This is a genomic window from Aquiflexum balticum DSM 16537 (assembly GCF_900176595.1).
Lineage (GTDB): Bacteria > Bacteroidota > Bacteroidia > Cytophagales > Cyclobacteriaceae > Aquiflexum > Aquiflexum balticum.
The window spans coordinates 4139892-4163794 of the sequence record NZ_LT838813.1 but is presented as its reverse complement, the minus strand read 5'-3'; the positions used below and the strand labels follow the sequence as shown (position 1 = coordinate 4163794).

Sequence of the window (23903 nt, the reverse complement as noted above, 5' to 3'; positions counted from 1 at the left end):
TAAAAAAGCAAAAATCCCGACTTTTCAGTCAGGATTCTTTTTATGCCGCATTCCTGGCCGCATTAATTATTCCGAACATTGTCCTCAGAATCAACATCTGCATGACAGGATCTTCCTTACCTGATTCCAACATACTCTGTATGGCATATTGCTGAATCGTAATCACAGGCAAAACTATTTTCTCCCTGATGGCTATGGATTCTTTGGAAGTAGGATTGTCCTGAAGCAAAGTATCCATACCGGAAACCTCCAAAAGCATTTTGATAGACCTTTGGTATTCTTTGAACATCAAATTCCATAGGTCGGCATATTGGGGATTTTCTTTCAGATAGGCCGTGGACTTGTAAAAAGATTTGGCCAAAGACTGCATGGAATTGCCCAAAAGGGACCTGAAAAACAAAGAATCTTGATACAGGTTTTTAGCATCTTCAAATTTACCTTCCTTTTGGAGTGCTTCCAATGCAGCGCCAACTCCAAAGAAACCAGGAATATTCTGCTTCATCTGTGCCCATGAACCCACAAAAGGAATAGCCCTGAGATCCTCAAACTTGAGTCCGGAATCCTTTCCCCGCTTCAAAGGTCGCGATCCTATATTCACCTGACCAAAGTATTTCAGTGGGGTCACATGTTCCAAGTAGGGCAAAAACTGGGGGTGGCTTTTAAAATCCTTATAAAACTGGTAAGAAACCTCAGCCATCTCATCAATCAAAGCCCTTTCTGCTTTATTCAGACTTTTTTCGGATGATGGATATAACTCATTTTCTATTCCCGCGCATAGTAATTGTTCAAGATTATAGCTACAAGAAACAGGTTTTCCGTAATTGGCTGATATGGTCTGACCTTGGATCGTCACCTGGATTTCCTCGTTTTCTACATCTTGCCCAAGAGAGGCATAGAAATTATGCATGTTTCCCCCGCCTCTTGCCGGTGGTCCGCCCCTGCCATCAAAAAACACCACACTGACATCATACTTTCTGGAAATCTTTGTAAGTTCTTCTTTAGCTCTCAAAATAGACCAATTGGCACGGATATATCCACCATCCTTGGTACCATCTGAAAAGCCCAACATGATCGTCTGCTTAAATTTTCTGTTTTTCAAGTGAGCACTGTAAGCTTCATTTTGATACAAATTCTCCATGATCTCAGGAGCTTTTGCCAAGTCATCGATGGTTTCAAAAAGCGGTACAATATCCAAGGGAAGAATGTTATCCTGATCCAGCAAATTCAATTTCGCCAATTGATAAACCTCCAATACGTGCAGCGCGGATTGACAATTGGAAATAATATACCGGTGCAATCCATCTTCCCCATTATTCTTTTGAACTTCTCTTACTGCGTCAAAACTTTTGAGCATCTCCTGATGAAATTCGTCCTTCAAATCTGAAACTGCTGGAAGTTTTTCAAAATTTAACAAATAATCTGTTTTGTCTTCATCGGAAAGTTTATGGTATGACTTGAGTTCATTTTTACCCAGCTTGGTTTCAATGATTTCATCCCACAGCCCATCGTGCTTTCTGCTGTCCTGTCTCACATCCATATTGGCAAAATGAAAACCAAAAATCTTCACTTTAAGGATAAATTCATCCAATTGATCCAAAAACAGACCGTCGTGAAAATCAACCAATCCTTTTCTGGCTTCGAGCAAATCAAACAATAAATCTTCCTTGCTTTTATAATAATTCTGATCTTCAAAAAGAGAATTGAAAAGCCCATTTTCTACTTTTATCATTACAGGTTCCACATTTTTGAAGGTCAGCCTTCTTCTCAATTTTCTCACATCCCTGTAGTAACAGCGGATGATCCATTTTTGGAGTTTTTCGGCGACTTTTACCGTGATATCATGAGTCACAAAAGGATTGCCGTCTCTGTCTCCACCTGGCCAGAAACCAACTTTCAACAAACCCGGATTGTCCCAGTCATTTAACGGTATTTCAAGCGCATTGAGGGTTTTGGTAAGGATATCAGGAATGCTTTGGTAAAATACATTGGTCAAAAACCATATCAAGCTGACTGCTTCATCCAAAGGTGTAGGCTTTTCTTTGTTGATAAAGGCAGTTTTTCCCAACTGCTGCAAAAGAAGGTTGATGTTTCCTAAGTTATTGTCTCTAATGGCGGTCTCTAAATCTGTAATAATCCCCAAAACATTGCCCGGATAAAATTGGGTGGGATGCGCGGTAAGGGTCAACCGGACAGAAAAGGTCTTGAGCTTTTCTATCAAAGCTTCTTTTTTCCGGTCATTTTCCACTCTTGCAATCAGGGCATTGATACTTCCCTTGCCTTTTACATCATGGATTTTTTCAAAAGCTGCATCTTCAATGGAGTCAAAAAGAACAACCTGTCTTTCGACATATTGCACCATTTTAAACAATAAGTTATGACGTTCTTCTTTATTGTTGTTCGACATCAATTCAGAAAAGAACCCCTCAATGATTTCTTTGGGGTTTTTGTCTTTTTCGAAACCTTCCTGGCATTTACTGGACAGGATAGGTAATAAAGTACCCGTTCTGTGGATATCACTAAATGGCAAATCCAAAAAAAGACTGTTGTAAATTGTAAACCTTTTGGCTACTTCCGTTTGGTAATTGTTTTTTGACATGGTAGGTTTAATGGAATATAAGAACGTGAATTTAACAATAAATAAATAATTGCAGGAATAATCCTTTAATTCTTCAAAGAATTTACCTTTTTATTACATAATTATTAATAAAAGTTCATTTTTGTTTCAAGTATCTGAATTTTTCAAACAATTGTTGATAATTTCAATAAGGATAAAAAGAATTCCTATATTTAAATCTAGTATTCTTAAATTATGAAAATTTTAAATTCTTAATTCTTTTCTATGATATTGGCAGTGCTTTCCGGTTTTATATTCGCCGCTCTAGTGCCCTTTTTCAGTAAATATTTCAAAAAAGCCATCCCCTTTGTTTTTTCAGCTTTACCTATCCTTCTTTTCATATTTTTCATCAGTTTCATCAATCAGATAAATCTTGGTTCCCATTTAATGTTCAGTTATTCCTGGGTCCCAAGTGTAGGAATCAACTTTGATTTTAGATTGGATGGACTGTCCATGTTGTTTGCCTTGATGATTACCGGCATTGGTTCACTGGTATTTCTGTATACAGCCAACTACCTGAAAGACCATGAATATCTGGATAGATTTTATGGCTATCTGGCCATGTTTATGGCTTCCATGCTGGGGGTTGTACTCTCGGACAATCTGATGACCATGTTTATCTTTTGGGAATTGACCAGTATCAGTTCCTTCTTTTTGATAGGTTTTAAAAATGAAGATTCCGCATCAAGGAAAAGTGCCCTCACAGCTTTAGGAATAACCGGATTGGGGGGCTTGGTCCTTTTGGCCGGAATAGTTATCCTTGCTTCGGTTGGCAATACCTACTCATTCACTGAATTATTGAGTTCTTCAGAAGTCATCAAATCGAGTAACAGTTACCATTGGATCATAGGACTGGTATTTGTGGGTGCATTTACCAAATCCGCCCAGTTCCCATTCCACTTTTGGTTACCGGGAGCAATGAAAGCCCCTACTCCTGTCAGTACGTATTTACATTCCGCCACCATGGTCAAAGCGGGAATCTACCTTTTGGCAAGATTCACGCCATTATTGGGGGATACGTATTGGTGGAATGTTACTTTGGTCACTGTGGGAGCCATTTCGATGATTTATGCAGCTGTTCATTCCATTTTCAGGGTAGACCTCAAAAGTATCCTGGCCTATTCCACCATATCTGCCTTGGGAATTCTTGTTTTTCTCATTGGTATTGGTACTGATAAAGCACTTTTGGGAGCAGCATTGTTTATTTTGGCCCATGCTTTATATAAGGCAGCACTATTCCTGATTACCGGTATCATTGACCATGAAACAGGTAGCCGGGACATCAGCAAACTGAGAGGCCTGCAAAAGGTAATGATGCCTGTGGCTATTGCAGGTTTTATTGCCGCTTTGTCAAGTGCGGGCGTTCCATTATTGATAGGATTTATCAGCAAGGAAGTCATGTACGAAGCATCCCTACAATTGGGGCAATGGGCGATCATTCTTACGATTCTGATTGTCCTTACAAAGATTCTGCTTTTTGTAGCAGGATTTTGGGCAGGAATAAAGCCCTTTACAGGTACCCTTCCCAAAGAATTCCAGAAAGTTCACCTGCCTTCTACCCTACTTTGGGTTCCTCCATTGCTGTTGGGCGTATTGAGTCTCACATTTGGAATATTTCCCGGATTGATGGAGAAATCTTTGATCCAGTCTGTTTTCAGCAGTATTTCCGGATCTGAGACCGTCATTGAACTGAAACTTTGGCATGGGATCAATACAGCTTTGATGCTCAGTATTTTGACTTTGGCCGTAGGATTTGCGATCTATTGGTTTTTGCAGCCTTCGGAAAAAAATTTCCAGAAAACCATCCGATTTGAAAGAATTTCACCTGAAATGCTTACTCAGGATTTTGGCAATATTTTCAGTTGGTTTGCAGGTTTTTGGACAAAATTTTTCCAAAATGGATACCTGAGAAACTATGTCATTACTATCCTGGCATTTTTAACTTTTTTAATGGGATACAGGATATTCAATGGTGTCAAAATCCATATTGATTGGGATCAGATTTCTGAGGTAACACCCTCTGAAATTATTGTGGTGGTATTGATGATCATTTCCATATTCATTGCAATCATATCCACCTCGCGCACTACTTCAATCGTAGCATTGGGTGTAGTAGGTTTTGCAAACTGTCTTTTTTTCCTCTTCTATTCCGCTCCGGATCTTGCGATGACACAATTCTCCATAGATACGCTGACCGTACTATTGTTTATGTTAATTCTCTTTAAGCTTCCAAAAAACAAGACCTATTCCTCAAAACCCATAAGAATCAGAGACAGTATATTGTCCTTGATCTTTGGGTCTTTGATAGCAATTCTGGTTTTGGAGGTATTCGAATACCCTTCAAGTACAGAGATCTCAAAATTCTATGCAGACAATGCATATGTCTTGGCTAAAGGAAGAAATGTAGTCAATATCATATTGGTGGATTACAGAGCATCCGATACCATAGTTGAAACCGTAGTATTGGTCATTGCGGCCATCGGTGTGTTCAGTTTGATGAAACTAGACCTAAACCCAGTAAAAAAGAATTGATATGAAACCGAGCATAACCCCGATAGCCATCGGGGCGACATACACTGAAATAATTGTAGACATGCGAGGTTCCATCTCACCATTGAAAAATAAATAATATAGAGATGAAATCACTCCTATTCAGAACTGCATCCGATTATCTTTTACCCCTGCTTTTACTGTTTTCCCTTTTCATGTTGCTCAGAGGGCACTATGAACCTGGAGGTGGGTTCGTCGGAGGTCTGATGGCCTCAATTGCTTTTCTAATCCATTCCTTTGCCCATGGGCTCAAAGAGACACGCAATATTATCAGAATCAATCCCATGACTCTGATGCCCATAGGACTGATGCTGACTTTCCTGGCTGGCATTGCACCTTGGTTTATCAATGAGCCATTTCTCACGGGACTTTGGTACCCTGAGCCAATGAGATTTATAGGTATGCTCGGAAGTGCATTGGTATTTGATATCGGTGTCTACCTGGTAGTTATCGGGGCTACATTAACCATCATGTTTTCCATCACCGAAACAGTTTGATATGGAGATATTATTGATCATTATCATAGGTTTATTGCATGCAGGAGGTTTATACATGCTTTTGAGAAGAAGTATGTTTAAAATCATCATCGGATTGATACTATTGGGCAATGGTGCCAACCTTTTGATTTTTCTTTTGGGAAGGCTGGTAAAGGGGCATCCTCCGGTGATTGAAGATGGCATGAAGATGTTCGCTGATCTGTATGCAGACCCTTTGCCTCAGGCAGTTATCCTTACTGCTATTGTGATCGGTTTTGGTCTACAGTCCTTTGCCATCATTCTTATAAAAAGTGTGTATAAAGTGCTCGAAACAGATGATCTCGATGAGCTCAACTCAACCGATGAAGAGATATGAATAATATTCTGGTAATCGCTCCGATTCTTTTTCAATTATTTGCTGGAACGGTTTTATTGTTTTTCTGGACCAAAATCCATTTGCAGAAAGTGCTGAGCATATTGTTTTCCGTTATCAGTCTTGGCTTGGGCATTTGGTTGTTTATGCTGACTTGGACAGAAGGCATCCAATTTACCTATGCAGGCAATTGGGATGCGCCTTTTGGAATCAGTTTTGTATCCGACTTGTTGAGTGCGACATTGGTTTTGATAGCTTCAATATCCGGGCTGGCAGTATCAATGTTTTCTGTCGGCACTATGAGAGAAGAAAGGCTAAAGTTCGGGTTCTTCCCGATCATACATTTTCTTATCATGGGTCTTTGCGGGGCTTTTTTGGCTGGAGATATGTTCAATTTGTACGTATGGTTTGAAGTTGTCATCATTGCCTCTTTCGTATTGCTGACCCTGGGGAGTACCAAATCCCAATTGGAAGGGGCCATCAAATATGTATCCTTAAATCTGCTTGCCTCTTCACTCTTTTTGATAGGAATTGGTTTTGTTTATGGACTTACAGGTTCACTTAATTTTGCAGATGTTGCTGTTAAACTTAGTGCAATCAGTAACCGTGGTCTTATCAATGTCACTGCGGGCATTTTTTTGGTAGCCTTTGGTATTAAATCTGCAATATTTCCAATGTATTTTTGGTTACCTGCCTCCTACCATACGCCACCTCCTGCTGTTTCGGCCATTTTCGGGGGACTATTGACAAAACTGGGAGTTTATGCGCTTTTAAGGACGTTTACCCTAATGTTTGGGGGTGATGAGTTCCTGGGAATAATCCTTACTATTATTGCTGCGCTCACGATTTTATCAGGCGGCTTAGGAGCCTTGTTACAGAAAAATCTGAGCAAAGCCTTTGGTTACCTGATCATTTGTCATATTGGTTTTATGATTGCAGGTCTGGGTATGTTCACTGAAGTCGCCATCTTAGGGACGGTTTTTTATCTATTCCATGACATCATTGTCAAAACAAATCTGTTTATGATGGCCGGGTTGGTATTGAAAATAAACGGCACCCAGGATATTACCAAATTGGGTGGAATGTATAAAAGTTACCCGCTACTTTCCATCTTATTATCCATCCCTTTGTTTTCATTGGTGGGCATTCCGCCCCTCTCCGGATTCTGGCCCAAAATATTCCTGATACAGGGCGGGCTTGCGTCAGAAGATTACTTTCTGATAGCCTTTATTGTTTTGGGAAGTTTTCTTACCTTATGGGTAGTAGCCAAAATATGGGCGGAGGTGTTTTGGAAAAATGCAGTAAACCTTCCTGTAAAAGCATCAGGACTATATTTCAACCAATTGTCAAAAACGAATCAAATTTTGGTAATCATTCCGATCATATTCCTTTCAATCGTATCTCTGTATATTGGTTTTGCAGCTGAAAATATTTATGTGCTTTCGGAGAAAATTGCGGCTGACCTGATGAATCCGCAAAAGTATATTGAAACTATTCTGGGAATCAAAACCGTACTGCCATGACCAAATCAATGTTTTTGAATAACCTCATTTTGGCAATAATTTGGGTAATGGCCACCGGAACCCTGGCGGAGGAGAATTTCATCTTCGGATTTCTGATCAGTTTTGGCATCCTGTATGTTATCACCATCAATAAACAGGACAGAAAGTATTTCACTATTCTTCCCAAATTGGTTTCATTTTTTTTGTTTATGTTTTGGGAAATCATCAAAACAAATCTGGTTACTGTGAAAGAATCTCTCTATGCCAAGTCAAAATTAAAGCCAGCCGTGGTAAAGGTTCCCCTAACGGTAGAATCAGACTTGGAAATCACCATTTTGGCCATTATGGTTTCGGTCACCCCTGGAACCTTGGTGATGGATATTTCTGATGATAAAAAGGTAATGTATGTTCATGTGATGCATGTAAGTAACAAACAAGACTTTATTGACGAAGTGAAAAATAAGTTTGAGAAACGTTTATTGGAGATTTTAAAATGAGTTTACAGGAATATTTCCACTTTATAATCATTCCTCTATTGGGGATATCGGTGATTTTGGTCTTTATCCGATTTGTAAAAGGTCCTAGTTTGGCAGACCGGGTAATTGCCTTGGATATGCTCATTTTGATTTCAATATGTATCATTGCTGTCTACAGCATCACCTTTAATCAAAGTACATTCTTGGATATAGCCATGTTATTTGCTTTGATTGCCTTTTTGAGTACCACAGCTTATGCCTTTTACCTGGAAAAAAGAGAAAGAAAATGAGAGATATTTTAATTATGATTTCATCCACCATCGGAGTGTTGTTTATCTTCTCTACTTCTTTGGCCATGCTTAGAAAGCCTGATGTCTATCTAAGGATATCGGTAACTTCAAAAGCTTCAACTTTAGGGGTTGGCCTGATTCTATTGGCAACAGCCATTTTTTTCAATGAATATTCTGTGACCACAAGGGTAATTGCTGTAATCTTATTTGTATTTTTGACTGTACCCATAGGATCACATATGCTCGCAAGAGCTGCTTATTTCACGAAAACACCCATTTGGGGCGGAACAAAAATTGATGATCTGGCTGGTCAATATGATCCTGAAACACATAAACTTCACAGCGAAAAACGCAATACATCGGTCAGACCTGAAAAAACAGATAAACCTTCATAAAATGAAAAAAATCAGACTATCGCTAATTCTATTAATGGCCTTGCTTATGACCAATTCATGTGATGAGACTCCATCAGAAGTAAAAATGGAAAGAAAATATGAATTTCTGCTGGGTGCATACACAGATTCTGAAAAGGAAGGAATCGGGTTTTTGAATTTCAATCCGGATGAAAATATTATAGCAGCCAAAGTCATAGCTCCGGATGTTAAAAACCCCTCTTTTGTGATCAGCAACAGGGCGCAAACTTTGGTTTTTTCAGTGGAAGAATCCGGCGGAGCTAATGGTGGTAAAGTGAAATCGTTCAAATTTGACAGGCAAAACAATAGTTTGGAGTTGCTTGATACCAAAGATTCTTTCGGGGGTTCTCCATGTTATTTGGCACTTGATCCAAAAGAAGAATTTTTGGTGGTGGCCAATTATTCAGGAGGAAATTTTTCAGCTTATAAGATTAACAATGGCATGCTGGAACATGTACAGACCGTCAATCATGAAGGTCAGAGCGTTGTCTCCGGCAGGCAGGACAAGCCACATGTGCATAGTGTCGTATTTCATCCCGATGGCGAGCAGCTGCTCGTAGGTGATCTTGGTGCGGACAAAATCTTTATTTATGATTTTAACCCTACTTATGGGGTACCTTTCAACCCAGCTTCTCAGCCATATATTGAAGTAAATCCAGGTTCAGGTCCCAGACATTTGGCTGTACATCCTGACGGAAAGACGGTTTATTTGATTCATGAAATGAGTGCAGAATTGGGTGTATATTCCTATGATGATGGTAAAATGGCTAAAAAACAGGCCTTACCGCTGACCGGGGAAGGGTTTATCGGCAATGTTGGTGCAGCTGAAGTACGGATTTCCCCGGACGGAAAATTTGTGTATGCTTCCAATCGGGGAGATGCCAATGACATTAGTGTTTTTGCCATCGAAAGTGATGGAACTGTAACCTTTGTGGAAAGAGTGGCCACAGGTGGAGAAACACCCCGTAATTTTACAATCACCAAAGACGGTGAATACCTTGTAGCAGCAAACCAGGGATCAGGAAATATTGTAGTATTCGAAAGGGATCAAAAAACAGGGAAACTTTCAAAAACCACCTTGGAGGTATCCTTCAATAAACCTGTTTACTTTTTTGGGCTAAATTGAATTCAGAAAAAACAGAAAGAATAGTTCCGAAATCCGCTATGATTTAAAATAATTTTCTGCTTAAGGGACAAAATACTTTGAAATTATTTCAGTACGATAGTTTTATATATTAAAACTATCCTTACCTTTGGGCATTATTAATTCAATTACAATTTATCATGAACACAGGAAAAGTTAAATTTTTTAATGAGTCCAAAGGATTCGGTTTTATTATTGACAATGAATCTTCAAAAGAGTATTTCGTTCACATCACAGGTTTGATCGACGAAATCAGAGAAGATGACGAAGTTACTTTCGACCTCAAAGAAGGAAGAAAAGGCCTGAACGCTGTGAATGTAAAAGTAGTATAATCTATAAAGCATTGACATCTAAAATTGAGAAGCCCCGAATTATTTCGGGGTTTTTTTTATTGCCTACAATTCGGTTTTCCAAGCCGATTTTTCCACCTTATATTCCAAATGCCCATTTGTAATTGTCAGGGGTGATTCAAAATTATTTTTATACAGTTGTCCCGTCCCCAATCCCTGAGGCATTGTTACTGAATAGGTCGAAGTGAATTGCGCAATGGCGTTCAAACCGATATTGCTTTCCAGGGCAGAGGTAATCCACCATCCAATACCCATAGTTTCTGCAAGATTTATCCATTCCCTACTGCTGACAATTCCACCAATTAAGGTGGGTTTCAAAATGATAAATTGTGGTCTTATAAATTCCAGTAGTTTCTTTTTACTTTCTATGCCATGGATACCTATCAATTCTTCGTCCAATGCGATAGGGAAAGGAGTTTGCCGGCACAAGACTGCCATCTCGTTCAATTGCCCCTGTTTGATGGGTTGCTCAATACTGTGCAGATCAAACCTAGAGAGAACCTTCAACTTATTCAAAGACTCCTCAGGCGTAAAGGCACCATTGGCATCAACCCTGAGCGTTATTTGGGAAGCGTCATACTTTTGACGGATATAAGAAAGCAATTCACATTCCTGGTAAAAATCAATCGCTCCTATCTTCAATTTGAGACATTCATAGCCTTCTTCCAGTTTTTGGTCTATTTGCTCCAGCATAAACTCCTTGCCCCCCATCCAAATCAATCCATTTATGGGAATACTTTTGAGGCCTGAAAAAAAAGCGGTGTCGAAAATCTTTTTATTTCCTCCGTTCAACAAATCCAATAAAGCTGTTTCAAACGCAAATTTAACACTGGGAAGCTGATCGGGAATATTTTCTGATACCCACTGCAGCATAGCCGATTCATTGGACGGAAGTGACAATCCTGAAAAATTTCTGCAATAAACAGAGATTTGGGATGCAATATCGGGGATATCATCTATACTGAGATTTGGCAATGGTGCCGCTTCTCCCCAACCCGAAATATCAGGATTACCTTCAATAGAAGCCTTTATCAGATAAATCATTTTATCTTTTAAAACCCCTCTTGAGGTTCCCGCATCAAATCTGAAATGGAGATGATAAGGAAAACAAGTAAACTGTATATTCTTTAAAACTTCTGTCATTCGGTTTATATTTGCATCCTTGTTGAAATACCCCTAATTATTTTCCTTATGGAATCAGTCAAAAACATTCAAGAAATCAAATTATCGGATTACGAATATACCCTACCTGAGGAAAGAATAGCAAAATTCCCTTTGGAAAAAAGAGATGAGTCCAAATTAATACAATACAATAAAGGAGAAATTTCCCATCATCAGTTTTTTGATCTGCCGGAATTGATCCAAACCGGAAGCATGTTGGTGTTCAACAATACAAAGGTTATCCCGGCAAGATTGATTTTCCAAAGGGAAACTGGTGCCAAAATCGAAATTTTTCTGCTCAAACCCATTGAACCTACTACCATTATCAGCGAAATAATGCTGAATACCGGATCGGTAATCTGGGAAACCATGATAGGCAATCTAAAAAAATGGAAAGATCATGAAATTCTACAGGGGCAGGTTCTAATAAATGGCGAAGCAATTATCATTAGCGCAAGTATTGTCGACAAAGAAAAGAAAACTGTCAAATTTGATTGGAACGGTGAAAACATTCCATTCGTATCCATAGTCGAGGCGGCCGGTGAAGTCCCCCTTCCGCCCTATTTAAATAGAAAGGCAACAGATGAGGACCGACCAAGATATCAGACTGTGTACTCTAAAAAGGAAGGGGCAGTAGCAGCCCCTACGGCAGGACTGCATTTTACGGAGGAAATACTTGAAAAACTTCAGAAAAAGGAAGTAAAGGAGGAGTTTGTTACACTGCATGTCAGCGCCGGAACATTTCAGCCTATCAAAGATGAATCCGTTTCTGAACACCCGATGCACAGTGAACAGGTCATTATTGATTTAAAAACTATAAGCAACCTTGTAAAACATCAGGATAAGATAATTGCCGTGGGAACTACATCTATGAGAACTCTTGAGAGTATTTATTGGTATGGAACCAAATTGCTTTTGGAAAAGGAAGAAAAATTTATCATTCCCAAATTGTATCCTTACGCCGATTATGATCAATTACCCTCAAGATCTGAAAGTTTTCAGGCTGTATTGCATTATATGGAAGAAAAAAATATCCATGAAATCACCGGCTCAACCGAGATATTCATTATGCCCGGTTATCAATTTAGGGTCTGTGATGGGCTTATTACCAACTTTCACCAACCTTCCTCAACATTGGTATTATTGGTAGCAGCTTTTACCAAAGGAGATTGGAGAAGTATTTACGAGGAAGCTATGCAGAATGATTACAGATTTTTGAGCTATGGCGATTCAAGTCTGATTTGGAATGGGTGAAACAATAGCCTCAATCAGGACTTGACGATCCGAGTTTTTTGATACCATTCATAAGATCCTGAAAATAAGTTCTTCCTACAGGGACGGTATCACTTCCTACGGCAACTTCCCTGGGATTGATGCTTTTGATTTCATCCAATCGGACAATATAACTTTTATGGATTCTGAAAAAATCACCATTCGGCAAAACAGCTTCAAACTCTTTCAAAATATTTCTGAGCGAATAAACCTGAGTTCTTGTTACCAAAGTGGTGTAATTCCCATCTCCTTTAAGCCAAAGAATATCAATCCACTTCACTTTTATCAAATTCCCTTTATTCCTGATAAACAAACCATCTTTGATCAAAAAATCCCCAACATTTCCATTGAGTGAACTTTCATTTTGGCTCCAATCTGAATTATTCTCCTTCAGTACTTCTTTCATTTCCTTGATAATTTTGACTTACGACAAAATAACATAGAGAAATGATTATTGTTTAAAAGATATTCAATCCAGAAATGAATCTGATTGGTTCATCTTTTTGGTATTATCCCTGATCACTTTATCCAATTCCTCAGCAAGTGGCTTTAGATAAGAAAAATATTTTTGGTTATCTTCATCCAACTGCTTGTCGTCAATCAAATCCAGTAAACCTAGAATGGAGGACAATGGAGATCTAAGTACATTGTTTTGATTATAGATTATATTCCTAAGCAATTCATTATTTTGGATGGATTTGCTGAGGTTATCTTTTTCCACTTGGATATCCTTTACTCTGTAGATGATACATACCACTTTTTTGTTTTCATCAGATACAGGTATAAAAGTGTGCCGAAAAAGTCTTCTTTTTTCAACAGATTGAAATTCTACTTTCTCTTCAAATGAAACGATACTTCCTGAAAAAATCTCTTCTATTTTCATTAAAAAAATTTCCTCTGTGCCCGGTAAAAGAAAATTGATGAATTTATCATTTTCTTTCAAGACCTTGTTAAAAACTGTCATAACCAACTCAGACGCCTGCGCATTGAAACCTTTGATTTTCAATTCTTTATTCATCATAAAAAAGCTTTCATCCGCATTTACCAGTATGGCATCCAATGTTGATTTCATCAGATTTTTTTTGCTTGCCAATCCCTGTATTGGAGAAATATCTTTGAAATAAATGTCAAGACAATCATTCTTGGGATGAATAATCACTTGATGCCAGGTATCAGATTCAGGATTATAATCATCAAAAGTTACAGAACAATTCGTTTCTTTAGCCTTTTTGAATTCCAAGGCATATTCATATATTTTGGGATGCTGAAATACCTGCCAGATTTTTTGATTCAGCAAGTCATTGATTTTTTTACCAAAAAAATCCTCGGCGACCATATTCGCCGATTGAATCTCCCAATCTGAATTGAGTTGAAATGCAATGTCGGTTTTTGGATTCAGCTTAATACTCTCTGTTCCGATGATAATTTCAGTTTCATCCTGTAATGTAGCTATTCCCAAAACCCCTAAAAAGTCCCCCTCTTCATTATTGAAAACTGAATATTCCCAATTCAATTTTTGCATGCGGTGTTTTTGAATAAATCCAAAAACCTTATTTGGAGCCTCAATTGTTTTTCCAAGGATTTCCTGAAATTCATTTTTCTCATTATCCCTGACCAAATCAAAAAAGGAAAGGTCTGAAAGTTCATCTGATGTAATTTTAAAAAATTCAGAAAAAAGAGAATTGGAGTATAAGTGACATCCTTCGAGATCAACGACAATTACCAACAGGTTTGAAGATTCCCTTAAATATAAAGGAAGCATTACTTCTATATCTCTTAACTGAATCATCTGTATTATTGAATTCCTTGGGTGATGGGGGAATAAATGCTTATCCTTTTCCTTTCAAATTATAAACGGGTGTGCAATATATGTATTTTGGGTAAAAAAAATTAAGGGAAGCATAAAAAATTGATCCACAATAGTTTAAGAGAAATTACATAATTTCACTTTAAAGATTCAAAATGCATTTTCAATAATTCCAGATACAAAAAGTTTGAAACAAGAAATAATTTCAATAATGGTTTGGTACAAATAAAATTTTAAGCAAACACCTTATTTTTGAAAATTTCCATCTCCCCTAATTCCACATGAAAATCAGGATAATTAATATCCTTGACCAGGACTATTAAAGTATGCGCAAACTCCTGCTTACACATTTCCACATAATAAGGGTATTCAACTGATTCATAATGGCCTATCCGCTTCTCATCAAACATCCGCATTAAAGTTTCTTTTTTAGAGGATTTGATTCTTAACTTATCTTGGTCCGGCCCACCTGAAACCACAGAAATTGTACCATATAAAGAGTTGATAATCATGAGATTAAAGTTAAATAATTAAAGTAGAATATTAAGAACAAGTTAAACTGAACGTCCTTAATGGAGTAAGTTCCCTTGATCTTTTGGAGACGGAAAGATACACATTAAGCTTTGCTAAGAAAATACCGTGAACAGGGTATTTTTTCCATTATTTCATAAAAATTCCCATGCCAATTGTCTGTTATAAAAATCGGTTAATTAAAAACATGAAGAGATACTTGGGATATTTTTAATACTTGAATTCCAGACGCTTAAAATTAAATCCCTGTTTATCCCCCAAAATCATAGATATATTGGGTCTTCAATTTTGTTTATGTAATGATTATTCATTTATATTTGCAACACTTTAGCAGTTTGAATAGAGAGTTGGGTGAGTGGCTTAAACCATCCCGATAGCTATCGGGGTAAACTGTCGTACGGACAGAAATAAATAATAGAGAGTTGGGTGAGTGGTATAAACCATCCGCCGCGGCGGATAAACTGTCGTACGGACAGAAATAAATAATAGAGAGTTGGGTGAGTGGCTTAAACCATCCGCCGCGGCGGATAAACTGTCGTACGGACAGAAATAAATAATAGAGAGTTGGGTGAGTGGCTTAAACCAGCAGTTTGCTAAACTGTCGTACGTGTCAAAGCGTACCGGGGGTTCGAATCCCCCACTCTCTGCGAAAATGGCTTACAAAACGTTCAAATTTGAAGAATTAAAGATTTTCCAGATTTGAACGAAATGAGCCGAGAAATTGAAAAAGTGGATTTAAAGCGATTTTAAGCACATTTTCAACCAATTTCACATAATTTTATTGATAAAAAGCCTACAGTCCGCAAACTGTGGGCTTTTTGTTTTTGGTGCGAAAACCACCAAATTTTTCAAAAATGCCCAAAATTCTAGAGCGTCATTCGTGGCGTCCTTTGGTTTCAAAAAAAAGACGCTTTTTAGGTGGTTTAAACTACTGAAAAACAACATGTTCAATAGCTGAACATCTTGTATTGGTTTGCCTGTTTTTCGACATTTATTAAACCAATTAAAAACTACATTATGCTGGACAAAAGCTTTGGATTGATGTTTTTTCTAAAAACAACCAAAAACAGTAAGAAACCGGAGAAGTATATTTACGCAAGAGTGACCGTAGACGGTGATTCAAGGGAGATCTCCACAAAAAGAGTCTGTGAAGTTCACAAGTGGAATCAAGGACAAGGAAGGGCAATGGGAAATAAAGAAGATGTAAGGCAACTAAATGCCTTTCTGGATTCTTTTCAAATGAAAATCCTACAGGCCAAGATAGTCCTGATGGACAACAACAAAGATGTGACTGCAGAAAACATCAAAAATGTACTACTTGGGAAAACTGAGGATCGGAAACAAATATTGGAGGTCTTTCAGGCACACAATGAACAGCTAAAAGCTCTCGTAGGAAAAGGCTTCGCTGCGGGGACCCTTCAGCGGTACAGAACATCTTTGGACCATACCAGGTCATTCATTCAATGGAAATTCCAAAAAGATGACATTGAAATCCACCAACTCAATTATGAATTCATTTCAGACTATGAATTCTGGTTGAAAACTGTCAGGAATTGCAGCCACAATACTACGGTAAAATATCTGTCAAATTTCAAAAAGATTGTTCTCTCCTGTGTCAAAAAAGGATGGCTGATCAGGGATCCGTTTCTTGGATACAAAATGGTGAAAAAGGAAGTTGTCAGGGAGGTATTGAGTAACGAAGAATTGAACAGTATCCGAAAAAAGGTTTTTGGTATTGAAAGATTATCACAGGTCAGGGATATATTTCTTTTTTGCTGCTATACCGGACTTGCCTATATAGATGTCAAAAACCTGAAAAAGGAACAGATTAAACTGGGTATAGATGGTGAACAATGGATATTTACCCAAAGGCAAAAAACAGAAACCCCAACAAGGCTTCCTTTACTCCCACAGGCCCTGTCAATTATCAAAAAATATAAGGACCATCCATATTGTGAGAATAAAGGATATATATTACCGGTTTTGAGCAACCAGAAAATGAATTCCTATTTGAAGGAAATCGCTGATGTCTGTGGCATCAACAAACAGTTGACATTTCATATCGCCAGGCACACATTTGCGACTACAATTACGCTGGGCAACGGTGTACCTATCGAAACGGTCTCTAAAATGCTCGGCCACAAATCCCTCAAGCAGACCCAGCATTATGCAAAAATCCTGGATATCAAGATCAGTAAGGATATGCAAAGACTTAGGGAAATGATGAATAAAAAAAATGTTTAAATATAAAGAAATTCCAAGCATTGCCAGTGAAGTATCTCAAGAACTCTCTTTTTGATAATCAGATGCATATATTTAAAGACCCGAATGGTCCTAATCCAAAAACAGGGAGTGCTGAAATCGTAAATCAAATTACTCTGTGCAGCTATTTTTTTGAATTCCTTCCTGTGTCACCATCATTTCCCAATATCCTTCAAATAATACTGTACCTTCTCATTACCCTTTTCTTCCAATCCATCCGCAGGAATCAATTCCTTTACTTCCTTTTTGATTTTATTGAATGATCCGATCTCGAAGCCGATCTTCAACTGAAACCTGTTTTTGTACAGACTCGTCTGCTTGTCAAAGAAGGGGTCAATGGAACCGATCACAACGGACCGGACGGTTTTGCCCATCGGGATGGTCCTTCCCAACGCAAAACTGAATGCCCAGGCTTTCCCCGCAAAATCCAAGGACTCATAGCCTGCAGGATGAGAAATGGTAACCCGGTTACGGTTAACCGTTCCCTGTGCAAACCAGTTTCCTTTGGCAATGCGTAATCCGGTAAATCCGCCTATCCCTTCTCTTCTGAGTGTTTCCTCATCGTCAAATAGCTTTTTCCATGTCACTCCTCCCAACAAACTGACCTGCTGCGTGAAGGAATAAGCAAGCCCAAAGTCCAGCAGCAATCCATCCCCGAAAGAGGTCAACGGGTCATACCACAGCATTGTTCCGATCCGTTGGACTGTCGGAACACCTTTTAGTTCGTTTGGTTCAAAAAATGCTTTCTTTTTGTTTTTCAACTCGGGTGGAATGGTTTTAATGTTTCCCAGAGAATCAATTTGCAACTTTGAAAAATCCTTTCCTGCCTTTTGGATATATTCGTTGGAAATATGACCTGCCTTCTCTTTTGCAAATTCCTTGGCCTGTTCAAAAGGGATTTCTGATGGCAGGCCTTTTTTGGTCAGCTCTTCCAGGGCATCCTTTCCATAGAAGTCCAGTCCTGATAGATATCGGGATGCATTTGTCGGATCCAATCCTTCCTTCACTACGCCTGTAAGCTGTTCTTCTACCTTGGGCATCAGCCATTCATTGGTGAGTGCTTTGAGGTTTTCATTGTTCAGGTCCACGAGAGATTCCAGTTCATCAACATCTTTGATATCTGCAATCCTTGCCTTGGATTCATTTACCCTTTCCAGAGTAGATTTAGCTGCATGCCTGATTTCCTCCCCTGGAATATCCTCACTTGCTATCAGGCTTTCCAGTGTTTTGCTTTCCTGTTCCAGCACCTGTTTGCTTCTATCCTTTGCCAGGGTAAAGAGACTGTCCCTTTGGGTGCTGTCAGCAGTGATTTCTTTCAACTCTCTCAATTCATTCCGGAGAGAATCATAGGTCTTCTTCAATGACTGGATCTGTCTGAGTTCTTCCAGATAAGGGATTTCAGGTTTGGCGGGCAGTTTGGGTATGCTGGTTGTCAATCCACTTTTGGAGGGAAGAGTTGGTAATTTTTGTGCCTGAGCTTCAGCCCAAAACAAGCAGACCAAAATAAAAAAGCAAATAGTCTTTATTTTCATTCATTTTATTTTTTAAAAAGTACAGTTTATAGGGTATTATTCATTCCTTAAATGATAATATTTAGTGGATACCGATGGTGATAGTTATTCAATTCTACCCTATTATCCTTTCAATAATGTAATCCATGATAGAAATCATGATGCTATTGGACTAGACAACCGTTAGCTCAAATGGAAGATAGTTAACCATAATGTGAATTACAAATTCATTGGGATAGAAAAAAGTATTTACGTTAACCTGAGGCCAAAGCCAAAATTCACCCAAATTTTGAACCATGGCAATCACCGTGGATGAACTCTACAAGGCATCACAGCTCTTCAACATGACTACCGACCAGATACTCGCATATGACGGGGATATCCCATCCGAGGTCGTCATCGAGGACAAGACAGCCGTCGAACAGCTCAGGCTTATCCAGCAATTGGAGGAAGAGGACAGACAGACCATATTCAAGCTGATCGACAAGATGCTCACCAACAAAAAGTTTAAAGACTTCTTCCAGAAAAATGTTGCTGCGCTATAAATGGAAAAAAACCGGCCAGGCCGGTTTTTTGAGTTCAGGGCTCTATTTTCTTAAGTAGCATAATCCTATTAGATCATCTGTATAGTATAAATCTAATATCCCCTTTTTGGGTTCGATACAGATCTCTGTTTCCTCATCATATGCATAGCATTCTACATCAAGATAATTCATAGGCTTTAACTTAACCCCATTAATTACTGGTGCGTTATCCCTTCTTGACTTTAATTCTAGATCATAATATTCCCCTACAGCTATCTTTTCATCACAATCACCCCTTACTTCATCTGCTTTACCGACAACTATTTTGTAGAGACTGCCTTGTTTCTCTGCATATATAATATGCCAAGAGTTCATAGCCCTTATCTTTTTAATAAGGTACTTTGAATCATCATTTCTATCTTGATTCAAGCCTTTTGAGCCTGAACAAGAAAGCAGCATAAATAAAGAATATATAAATACAATGGCTTTCATATTATTGTACTTTTTGGATGACAACTTTATTACCCTTTTTGTCTTTAACATACCAATCAGCACTTTTTACTCCTGCTGGATAACCGCCTGACGGAGCCATTTTCATCTCTTTGCCTGATGCATCATATATTCTTTCAAAAATAGAACCCGACTGTTTTGTGGCTCTGCCGTGTGCCCTCGGATATACAGAGCCGGCCTTATTCGATGCGGGAGAAGAAGTTCCTTGCTTCTGTGATATCAATCCACCCTGGTAAGCTTCTGTAACTTCGTGTAACATATCGGCCCCCGGTTTTCCGTGAGCCGTACTCATCTTCCCTAAAACGCCTGGATTTACTTCCTGTTCGGCAACAACTATATTACCGTCTGCTCCCTTTGTAACAGTATTCCCGGCAAAAGCACCGCCAATGTATAAATCGCCGGATGATGTTGTTGTTGTGTTTTCTGCGTTAACATTAACTACGATAGAACTGTTATCTATTGCATTGGTTAATTGTTGAGCATCATTAGAAAGCTTGCCTTCTCCAACTTGGGTATAGCTTACTTTCCCATTTGCATCCATTGATAAGTTAAGCTGTCCTTGTACTGAGGATTGCAATTCATTAAAAGCTGCTTGACTTTCCGAACCTTTTATGATCACATCCCAAGGTGCCCTTCCGTCTGGATCAATGAAACGAAGAGGGTTATTAAAAGAGAAAGAGTACGGAGACCAACTTTGGAACTGATCCGCCAAGGGGTCAACAATTCCCCATCTCCCTATCGCCGGATCATACATCCTCGCCCCGTAGTCGTAGTACTGAAGGCCGTTGTCCTCGATCAGTTCTTTCCCGTTGAAGAGGTACTTATTCTTCTTCACTCCGGCATACTCGTACCCGATCCCTGTCAGTTCCAATCCCCAAGGGTCATAATGTGTTTCCTGCACGATGGCCGAACTCACACTCATCACCATCATATTGTCAAACCAGACATCCTCCGAGGTTTCGTTTACCACAAAGGTCTCCATATATCCGTCTTTCGAAATATACATATTCTCTTCCAAGACTTCATGCTGGTTTGCTGCATTTTTACTCAGGACTTTCTTTCCTACTTCGTAGCGGTTGCTGTCCCGGTCGTAGAGTGCATATATCAGATATGCCTCCGGGGCCTCTCTTTTCTGGAGATCCTTGCCCAGGATATCAGCCAGGTTAAATAATGCTATCGGATTTGCACCGCCGGCATTTTGGGTGAACAGCGCCAGTTCGTTCAGGTCCGCCACCAGTCTTTTCACGCCCCCCACTGCCATAAAGCTCCCCGCATTCGCCTTTTGATTCTTGTCGTCCACATATTTGCCATGCACCTGTAGCTTCAGACTGTCACCCGCATAGATTTCCTGGGTCCTTCCGGGTCCTAACATTCTCCCCCGGTCTGCATTCAGCCAGGCAACCTCGTTGCCGCCTTCGGTCACATTATGCTCAGGTTCTGTCTGTCTGGATGCCGATACCATGGAAAAATCCACCTCTTCAGTTTCCGCATTCTGAATCTCCATGGTGGCCATAAAGGTCTGAATATTCGGGCTGCGCAGTACCTGTCGCACATTCCCAAGATGGTCCTTTACGTAAAATTCACTATGGAGACCATCCGGTTCGGATACTATCCTCCCCTCCTCATGCACCAGGTAATCCAAAGCGCCGTCCACAAGCACCACTTCCCCGATGTAATCCTGTGCCTTCGTCAGAGATCCGCTGCTGTTATATACCTTCTGCGTCAGTTTGTTGCCCTCCGCATCGTATGCGAGCCTGATCTTGCCCCCGTGGTGAAACTTATCTTCTCGGGCAGGTTCAGGTGGTTGAATTTGATCTCCGAAATACGTTTGTCCTTGTTGACCCTTTGGTTCCCGTTGTTGTCGTAGAGATAATTTCCAGATGCACCGATGTTGGGCTTAAAGTCTTTGGAGGTATATGTATTGGAAGATTCTCCGTCTGTCACACTAAGCAGTCTGTTCGAATAAATATCCCCAAAGGTTGTATTGGTCGCATAATTATAAGCCAGTAAATCGACAACATTATAGTTGCCAGCTGCCCTTTCGCCCCGGCGGGTCATTGTCCTGATATTCCCGTTGTCATCATAAAGGATCCCGCTCAGATTGTAGCGGTTGTTTTCCCCACTTGTTGCCGAAGTAAATGTTGCGGCGGTGATCCTATTCGCATTGTCATAGCTGTAGTTATAGGTACGTGTTATCGGGGTGCTCTCCTGTCCTCCTGTCCATGATATCCTGGCAATGTTTCCGTTGAACCTGTTCGCTGTCGCCCCTGTATTGTAATACAGGGTCTGCTGGAAGATCCCTGAATATCCTGTTCCCAATCCTGTCAGCCAGCCCCTGATATTGTAAGTGCTGGTCTGATTGGCATTAAATGCTACCTCGGGGAAGGTCTTGGCCGTTCGGCGGCCCAGATCGTCATAGGTGTATTGCACAATGGTCTTCGAAGTTCCGCTCCCGACTTGATGGGTAATGGCAGCCAACCGGCCGGTCACATTGTAGTTATAGGTGCGCAGAACCGTGTAATTGGATGACAGCGAATTGGTGGTCAGGCTATGGGTCGGTTGGCCTTCAAAGTTATAGGCTGTGGAAGCACGAGTTGTACCTCCTGCCTGGTGCTGCCCCAGGGTCTGTATTAGCCTGCCTTTGTTGTCATAGTAGAACGCACCGGTATAAAACTCACCGGTCTCCAGATTCTTTACCTTTTTGCCTGTCTGAAGGCCGTGTACTCTTGTGGTAGCTGAAGCATCAAAGGGCGGGCCTGGATTGGCATAAGAAAAGCCGGTGAGATATTGATAAGTGTCATAATAGTTGACCGTCAGGATCTCCCCCTCCTCGGTTGGCCATGCCCCGGTCGCCCCGGATTCCGGAAGCGTGCCGATCCTGGCGGTAAAGGATTGGTTTCCGGTCGCCTTCACAGTGAAACCGCTCTGGAGGATAATGGAACTTGATGCCACATACTCCTGATAGCCGTCGTACTTGGGAGAGGTGATTGAAGTCCCTGTCTTGATCTTTGCCGTATTAGCTTTAATGGTTGCATTGTTGGTTCCGGCACTGTTCAGGGTAGCCTTCAGGGAAGCGAAGGTGGTAGTGGGAGGAACTGTTGTCAGTCCTGTCATGACCACCCTTCCCAATCCATCATACATCGTGTAAAGCCATTTATTGGAACCCCTAAGATTACCGTCCTGAAAACCCACCAGCCTGTCCTGGGTATCATAAAGGTAATATTCCACAACCTTTTCAGGAATGTACTTTTCGGACAATCTGCCTCTTTCATCATAGAAATACCTGAAGTACTGCGCATTTGCCAGCGTTGCGTTTGTTGAAAGGTTCCATCCCTTGGTAAACATGATCCTGGTGGCCTGGGGCGGGATCACAACCCGGAGCTGCCCCAGATCATCGTACACATAATAGGTACAAAGCCAGCCAGAATGTCCGTTTCCCGTAGGAGTGGCGGTATCCTGGACCTTTTTGAGGATTACCCTTCCCAGTTTGTCCGTATACTGCACGGTTGTTTTGTCGTCTTCATCCCGGGTGATTTCAACCCACAGCTGGTTGTTCCCGTAAGCAGCCGAAGTGACCGGAAACCCGGAACTGTTCACAGTGAAGATCCTAACTCCTTCTCCCGAGGTGTTGGATCTTCTGCTGAATTTTACTTCTTTGTCTGATCCCATTCTCCAGGCATTCCCAGGTGATGCCTGCTTGTCCACTCTGTTCAGTGGGGAAGGTTCATACAACTTTTGAGAATAGCCGTAGCTATCTCCGTATATTGAGCCGGTCCGGCTAGAATGCATCGTAAATCCATTGGACCGAAACCTACCGTCTTGGGTACCTGAACTTTCAAAATAGGGCAGGTACTCTTTTTCCTCACGGCCAAATACATCATAATCAATGGGGGTGATCAGGTCCTTTCCACTGATTGTAGACTGCCTACCTACAGTCTGTTTTGGCCTGCCAAGACCGTCATAGTAAGTAAAAGTTTTATAGGACTGGCTAGAGGTTCCACCTGTTACAGTAGCAATCGAAGTTGTTCCTGTCCGGGCACGGTAGGTCTTGACAAAGTTCTCAGTAGTCTGGCTTAATGAAAACTCAATGCAAACCAAAAACAGAAAAAGGGAGGTAAACAGATAGTGTCTCATCTC

Annotated in this window: 21 protein-coding genes and 1 tRNA gene; 13 read left to right on the top strand and 9 right to left on the bottom strand. The window is 40.2% G+C overall.

What is annotated here, in order from left to right:
• Window positions 1-40 precede the first annotated feature (40 nt).
• Window positions 41-2596, bottom strand: coding sequence for a phosphoenolpyruvate carboxylase (locus B9A52_RS17585; RefSeq protein ID WP_084121710.1), 2556 nt, complete (start codon window positions 2594-2596; stop codon window positions 41-43).
• A 243-nt stretch (window positions 2597-2839) separates the two neighbouring features.
• Between B9A52_RS17585 and B9A52_RS17580 the strand changes: the two genes are divergently transcribed.
• The 9 genes from B9A52_RS17580 to B9A52_RS17540 all read left to right on the top strand — a co-directional run bounded on the left by B9A52_RS17580 (window position 2840) and on the right by B9A52_RS17540 (window position 10170).
• Window positions 2840-5146, top strand: a complete 2307-nt coding sequence (locus tag B9A52_RS17580; RefSeq protein WP_084121709.1) for a putative monovalent cation/H+ antiporter subunit A — start codon at window positions 2840-2842, stop codon at window positions 5144-5146.
• A gap of 104 nt (window positions 5147-5250) precedes the next feature.
• Window positions 5251-5661, top strand: coding sequence for a Na+/H+ antiporter subunit B (locus B9A52_RS17575; RefSeq protein WP_084121708.1), 411 nt, complete (start codon window positions 5251-5253; stop codon window positions 5659-5661).
• Window position 5662: 1 nt separating this feature from the next.
• The gene (locus B9A52_RS17570) at window positions 5663-6016 is read left to right on the top strand and encodes a Na+/H+ antiporter subunit C (RefSeq protein ID WP_084121707.1); all 354 of its coding nucleotides are present in this window, start codon (window positions 5663-5665) and stop codon (window positions 6014-6016) included.
• Window positions 6013-7536, top strand: coding sequence for a proton-conducting transporter transmembrane domain-containing protein (locus tag B9A52_RS17565; protein WP_084121706.1), 1524 nt, complete (start codon window positions 6013-6015; stop codon window positions 7534-7536). Before B9A52_RS17570 ends, B9A52_RS17565 begins: the two co-directional genes overlap by 4 nt.
• Window positions 7533-8012, top strand: coding sequence for a Na+/H+ antiporter subunit E (locus tag B9A52_RS17560; protein WP_084121705.1), 480 nt, complete (start codon window positions 7533-7535; stop codon window positions 8010-8012). The genes B9A52_RS17565 and B9A52_RS17560 overlap by 4 nt, the downstream gene beginning before the upstream one ends.
• Window positions 8009-8281, top strand: a complete 273-nt coding sequence (locus B9A52_RS17555; protein WP_084121704.1) for a cation:proton antiporter — start codon at window positions 8009-8011, stop codon at window positions 8279-8281. The genes B9A52_RS17560 and B9A52_RS17555 overlap by 4 nt, the downstream gene beginning before the upstream one ends.
• Window positions 8278-8676 (top strand): monovalent cation/H(+) antiporter subunit G, encoded by a 399-nt coding sequence (mnhG, locus tag B9A52_RS17550; RefSeq protein ID WP_084121703.1) that lies wholly within the window; start codon window positions 8278-8280, stop codon window positions 8674-8676. The genes B9A52_RS17555 and mnhG overlap by 4 nt, the downstream gene beginning before the upstream one ends.
• A gap of 1 nt (window position 8677) precedes the next feature.
• Window positions 8678-9820, top strand: coding sequence for a lactonase family protein (locus tag B9A52_RS17545; protein WP_084121702.1), 1143 nt, complete (start codon window positions 8678-8680; stop codon window positions 9818-9820).
• A gap of 158 nt (window positions 9821-9978) precedes the next feature.
• Entirely contained in the window at window positions 9979-10170 is a 192-nt protein-coding gene (locus B9A52_RS17540; RefSeq protein ID WP_010608636.1) for a cold-shock protein, read from the top strand.
• A gap of 63 nt (window positions 10171-10233) precedes the next feature.
• On the opposite strand, the gene B9A52_RS17535 is transcribed toward B9A52_RS17540, so the two are convergent.
• Entirely contained in the window at window positions 10234-11331 is a 1098-nt protein-coding gene (locus B9A52_RS17535) for an o-succinylbenzoate synthase (protein ID WP_084121701.1), read from the bottom strand.
• A 48-nt stretch (window positions 11332-11379) separates the two neighbouring features.
• Between B9A52_RS17535 and B9A52_RS17530 the strand changes: the two genes are divergently transcribed.
• Window positions 11380-12603, top strand: coding sequence for an S-adenosylmethionine:tRNA ribosyltransferase-isomerase (locus tag B9A52_RS17530; RefSeq protein WP_084121700.1), 1224 nt, complete (start codon window positions 11380-11382; stop codon window positions 12601-12603).
• 10 nt (window positions 12604-12613) lie between these two features.
• Here B9A52_RS17530 and B9A52_RS17525 read toward each other — a convergent pair whose 3' ends face one another.
• The 3 genes from B9A52_RS17525 to B9A52_RS17515 form a co-directional block, all read right to left on the bottom strand.
• On the bottom strand, window positions 12614-13027 hold the full coding sequence (locus tag B9A52_RS17525) for a LytR/AlgR family response regulator transcription factor (RefSeq protein ID WP_084121699.1): 414 nt from the start codon (window positions 13025-13027) through the stop codon (window positions 12614-12616).
• Window positions 13028-13090: 63 nt separating this feature from the next.
• Window positions 13091-14410 (bottom strand): PAS domain-containing protein, encoded by a 1320-nt coding sequence (locus B9A52_RS17520; protein WP_084121698.1) that lies wholly within the window; start codon window positions 14408-14410, stop codon window positions 13091-13093.
• A gap of 251 nt (window positions 14411-14661) precedes the next feature.
• Window positions 14662-14940 carry a hypothetical protein gene (locus tag B9A52_RS17515; RefSeq protein WP_084121697.1) on the bottom strand — a complete coding sequence of 93 codons (279 nt, stop codon included), beginning with the start codon at window positions 14938-14940 and terminating at the stop codon, window positions 14662-14664.
• Window positions 14941-15517: 577 nt separating this feature from the next.
• On the opposite strand from B9A52_RS17515, the gene B9A52_RS17510 reads away from it, so the two are divergent.
• Together B9A52_RS17510 and B9A52_RS17505 are read left to right on the top strand one after the other, a co-directional pair.
• A tRNA-Ser gene (locus B9A52_RS17510) sits at window positions 15518-15606 on the top strand.
• A gap of 370 nt (window positions 15607-15976) precedes the next feature.
• Window positions 15977-17203 carry a site-specific integrase gene (locus B9A52_RS17505; RefSeq protein ID WP_084121696.1) on the top strand — a complete coding sequence of 409 codons (1227 nt, stop codon included), beginning with the start codon at window positions 15977-15979 and terminating at the stop codon, window positions 17201-17203.
• Window positions 17204-17376: 173 nt separating this feature from the next.
• Here B9A52_RS17505 and B9A52_RS17500 read toward each other — a convergent pair whose 3' ends face one another.
• Entirely contained in the window at window positions 17377-18753 is a 1377-nt protein-coding gene (locus tag B9A52_RS17500) for a hypothetical protein (protein WP_084121695.1), read from the bottom strand.
• A 275-nt stretch (window positions 18754-19028) separates the two neighbouring features.
• On the opposite strand from B9A52_RS17500, the gene B9A52_RS17495 reads away from it, so the two are divergent.
• Window positions 19029-19277, top strand: coding sequence for an XRE family transcriptional regulator (locus tag B9A52_RS17495; protein ID WP_231955294.1), 249 nt, complete (start codon window positions 19029-19031; stop codon window positions 19275-19277).
• Window positions 19278-19319: 42 nt separating this feature from the next.
• On the opposite strand, the gene B9A52_RS17490 is transcribed toward B9A52_RS17495, so the two are convergent.
• The 3 genes from B9A52_RS17490 to B9A52_RS17480 form a co-directional block, all read right to left on the bottom strand.
• Window positions 19320-19748: a hypothetical protein gene (locus B9A52_RS17490; RefSeq protein ID WP_157370208.1), complete on the bottom strand. Its 429-nt coding sequence runs from the start codon at window positions 19746-19748 to the stop codon at window positions 19320-19322.
• A 1-nt stretch (window position 19749) separates the two neighbouring features.
• Window positions 19750-21426 carry an RHS repeat domain-containing protein gene (locus B9A52_RS17485; RefSeq protein ID WP_172805236.1) on the bottom strand — a complete coding sequence of 559 codons (1677 nt, stop codon included), beginning with the start codon at window positions 21424-21426 and terminating at the stop codon, window positions 19750-19752.
• Window positions 21427-21488: 62 nt separating this feature from the next.
• Window positions 21489-23900: a DUF6443 domain-containing protein gene (locus tag B9A52_RS17480; RefSeq protein WP_084121693.1), complete on the bottom strand. Its 2412-nt coding sequence runs from the start codon at window positions 23898-23900 to the stop codon at window positions 21489-21491.
• Window positions 23901-23903 lie beyond the last annotated feature (3 nt).

Excerpts from the sequence above, each read along its gene's own strand:
- B9A52_RS17505 (WP_084121696.1), top strand. The coding sequence starts at position 15,977 with ATGCTGGACAAAAGCTTTGGATTGATGTTTTTTCTAAAAACAACCAAA.
- B9A52_RS17565 (WP_084121706.1), top strand. The coding sequence starts at position 6,013 with ATGAATAATATTCTGGTAATCGCTCCGATTCTTTTTCAATTATTTGCT.
- B9A52_RS17570 (WP_084121707.1), top strand. The coding sequence starts at position 5,663 with ATGGAGATATTATTGATCATTATCATAGGTTTATTGCATGCAGGAGGT.
- B9A52_RS17500 (WP_084121695.1), bottom strand. The coding sequence starts at position 18,753 with ATGAAAATAAAGACTATTTGCTTTTTTATTTTGGTCTGCTTGTTTTGG.
- B9A52_RS17490 (WP_157370208.1), bottom strand. The coding sequence starts at position 19,748 with ATGAAAGCCATTGTATTTATATATTCTTTATTTATGCTGCTTTCTTGT.
- B9A52_RS17555 (WP_084121704.1), top strand. The coding sequence starts at position 8,009 with ATGAGTTTACAGGAATATTTCCACTTTATAATCATTCCTCTATTGGGG.
- B9A52_RS17515 (WP_084121697.1), bottom strand. The coding sequence starts at position 14,940 with ATGATTATCAACTCTTTATATGGTACAATTTCTGTGGTTTCAGGTGGG.
- B9A52_RS17545 (WP_084121702.1), top strand. The coding sequence starts at position 8,678 with ATGAAAAAAATCAGACTATCGCTAATTCTATTAATGGCCTTGCTTATG.
- B9A52_RS17530 (WP_084121700.1), top strand. The coding sequence starts at position 11,380 with ATGGAATCAGTCAAAAACATTCAAGAAATCAAATTATCGGATTACGAA.
- mnhG (WP_084121703.1), top strand. The coding sequence starts at position 8,278 with ATGAGAGATATTTTAATTATGATTTCATCCACCATCGGAGTGTTGTTT.
- B9A52_RS17520 (WP_084121698.1), bottom strand. The coding sequence starts at position 14,410 with ATGATTCAGTTAAGAGATATAGAAGTAATGCTTCCTTTATATTTAAGG.
- B9A52_RS17480 (WP_084121693.1), bottom strand. The coding sequence starts at position 23,900 with ATGAGACACTATCTGTTTACCTCCCTTTTTCTGTTTTTGGTTTGCATT.
- B9A52_RS17535 (WP_084121701.1), bottom strand. The coding sequence starts at position 11,331 with ATGACAGAAGTTTTAAAGAATATACAGTTTACTTGTTTTCCTTATCAT.
- B9A52_RS17525 (WP_084121699.1), bottom strand. The coding sequence starts at position 13,027 with ATGAAAGAAGTACTGAAGGAGAATAATTCAGATTGGAGCCAAAATGAA.
- B9A52_RS17585 (WP_084121710.1), bottom strand. The coding sequence starts at position 2,596 with ATGTCAAAAAACAATTACCAAACGGAAGTAGCCAAAAGGTTTACAATT.
- B9A52_RS17580 (WP_084121709.1), top strand. The coding sequence starts at position 2,840 with ATGATATTGGCAGTGCTTTCCGGTTTTATATTCGCCGCTCTAGTGCCC.
- B9A52_RS17575 (WP_084121708.1), top strand. The coding sequence starts at position 5,251 with ATGAAATCACTCCTATTCAGAACTGCATCCGATTATCTTTTACCCCTG.
- B9A52_RS17495 (WP_231955294.1), top strand. The coding sequence starts at position 19,029 with ATGGCAATCACCGTGGATGAACTCTACAAGGCATCACAGCTCTTCAAC.
- B9A52_RS17540 (WP_010608636.1), top strand. The coding sequence starts at position 9,979 with ATGAACACAGGAAAAGTTAAATTTTTTAATGAGTCCAAAGGATTCGGT.
- B9A52_RS17560 (WP_084121705.1), top strand. The coding sequence starts at position 7,533 with ATGACCAAATCAATGTTTTTGAATAACCTCATTTTGGCAATAATTTGG.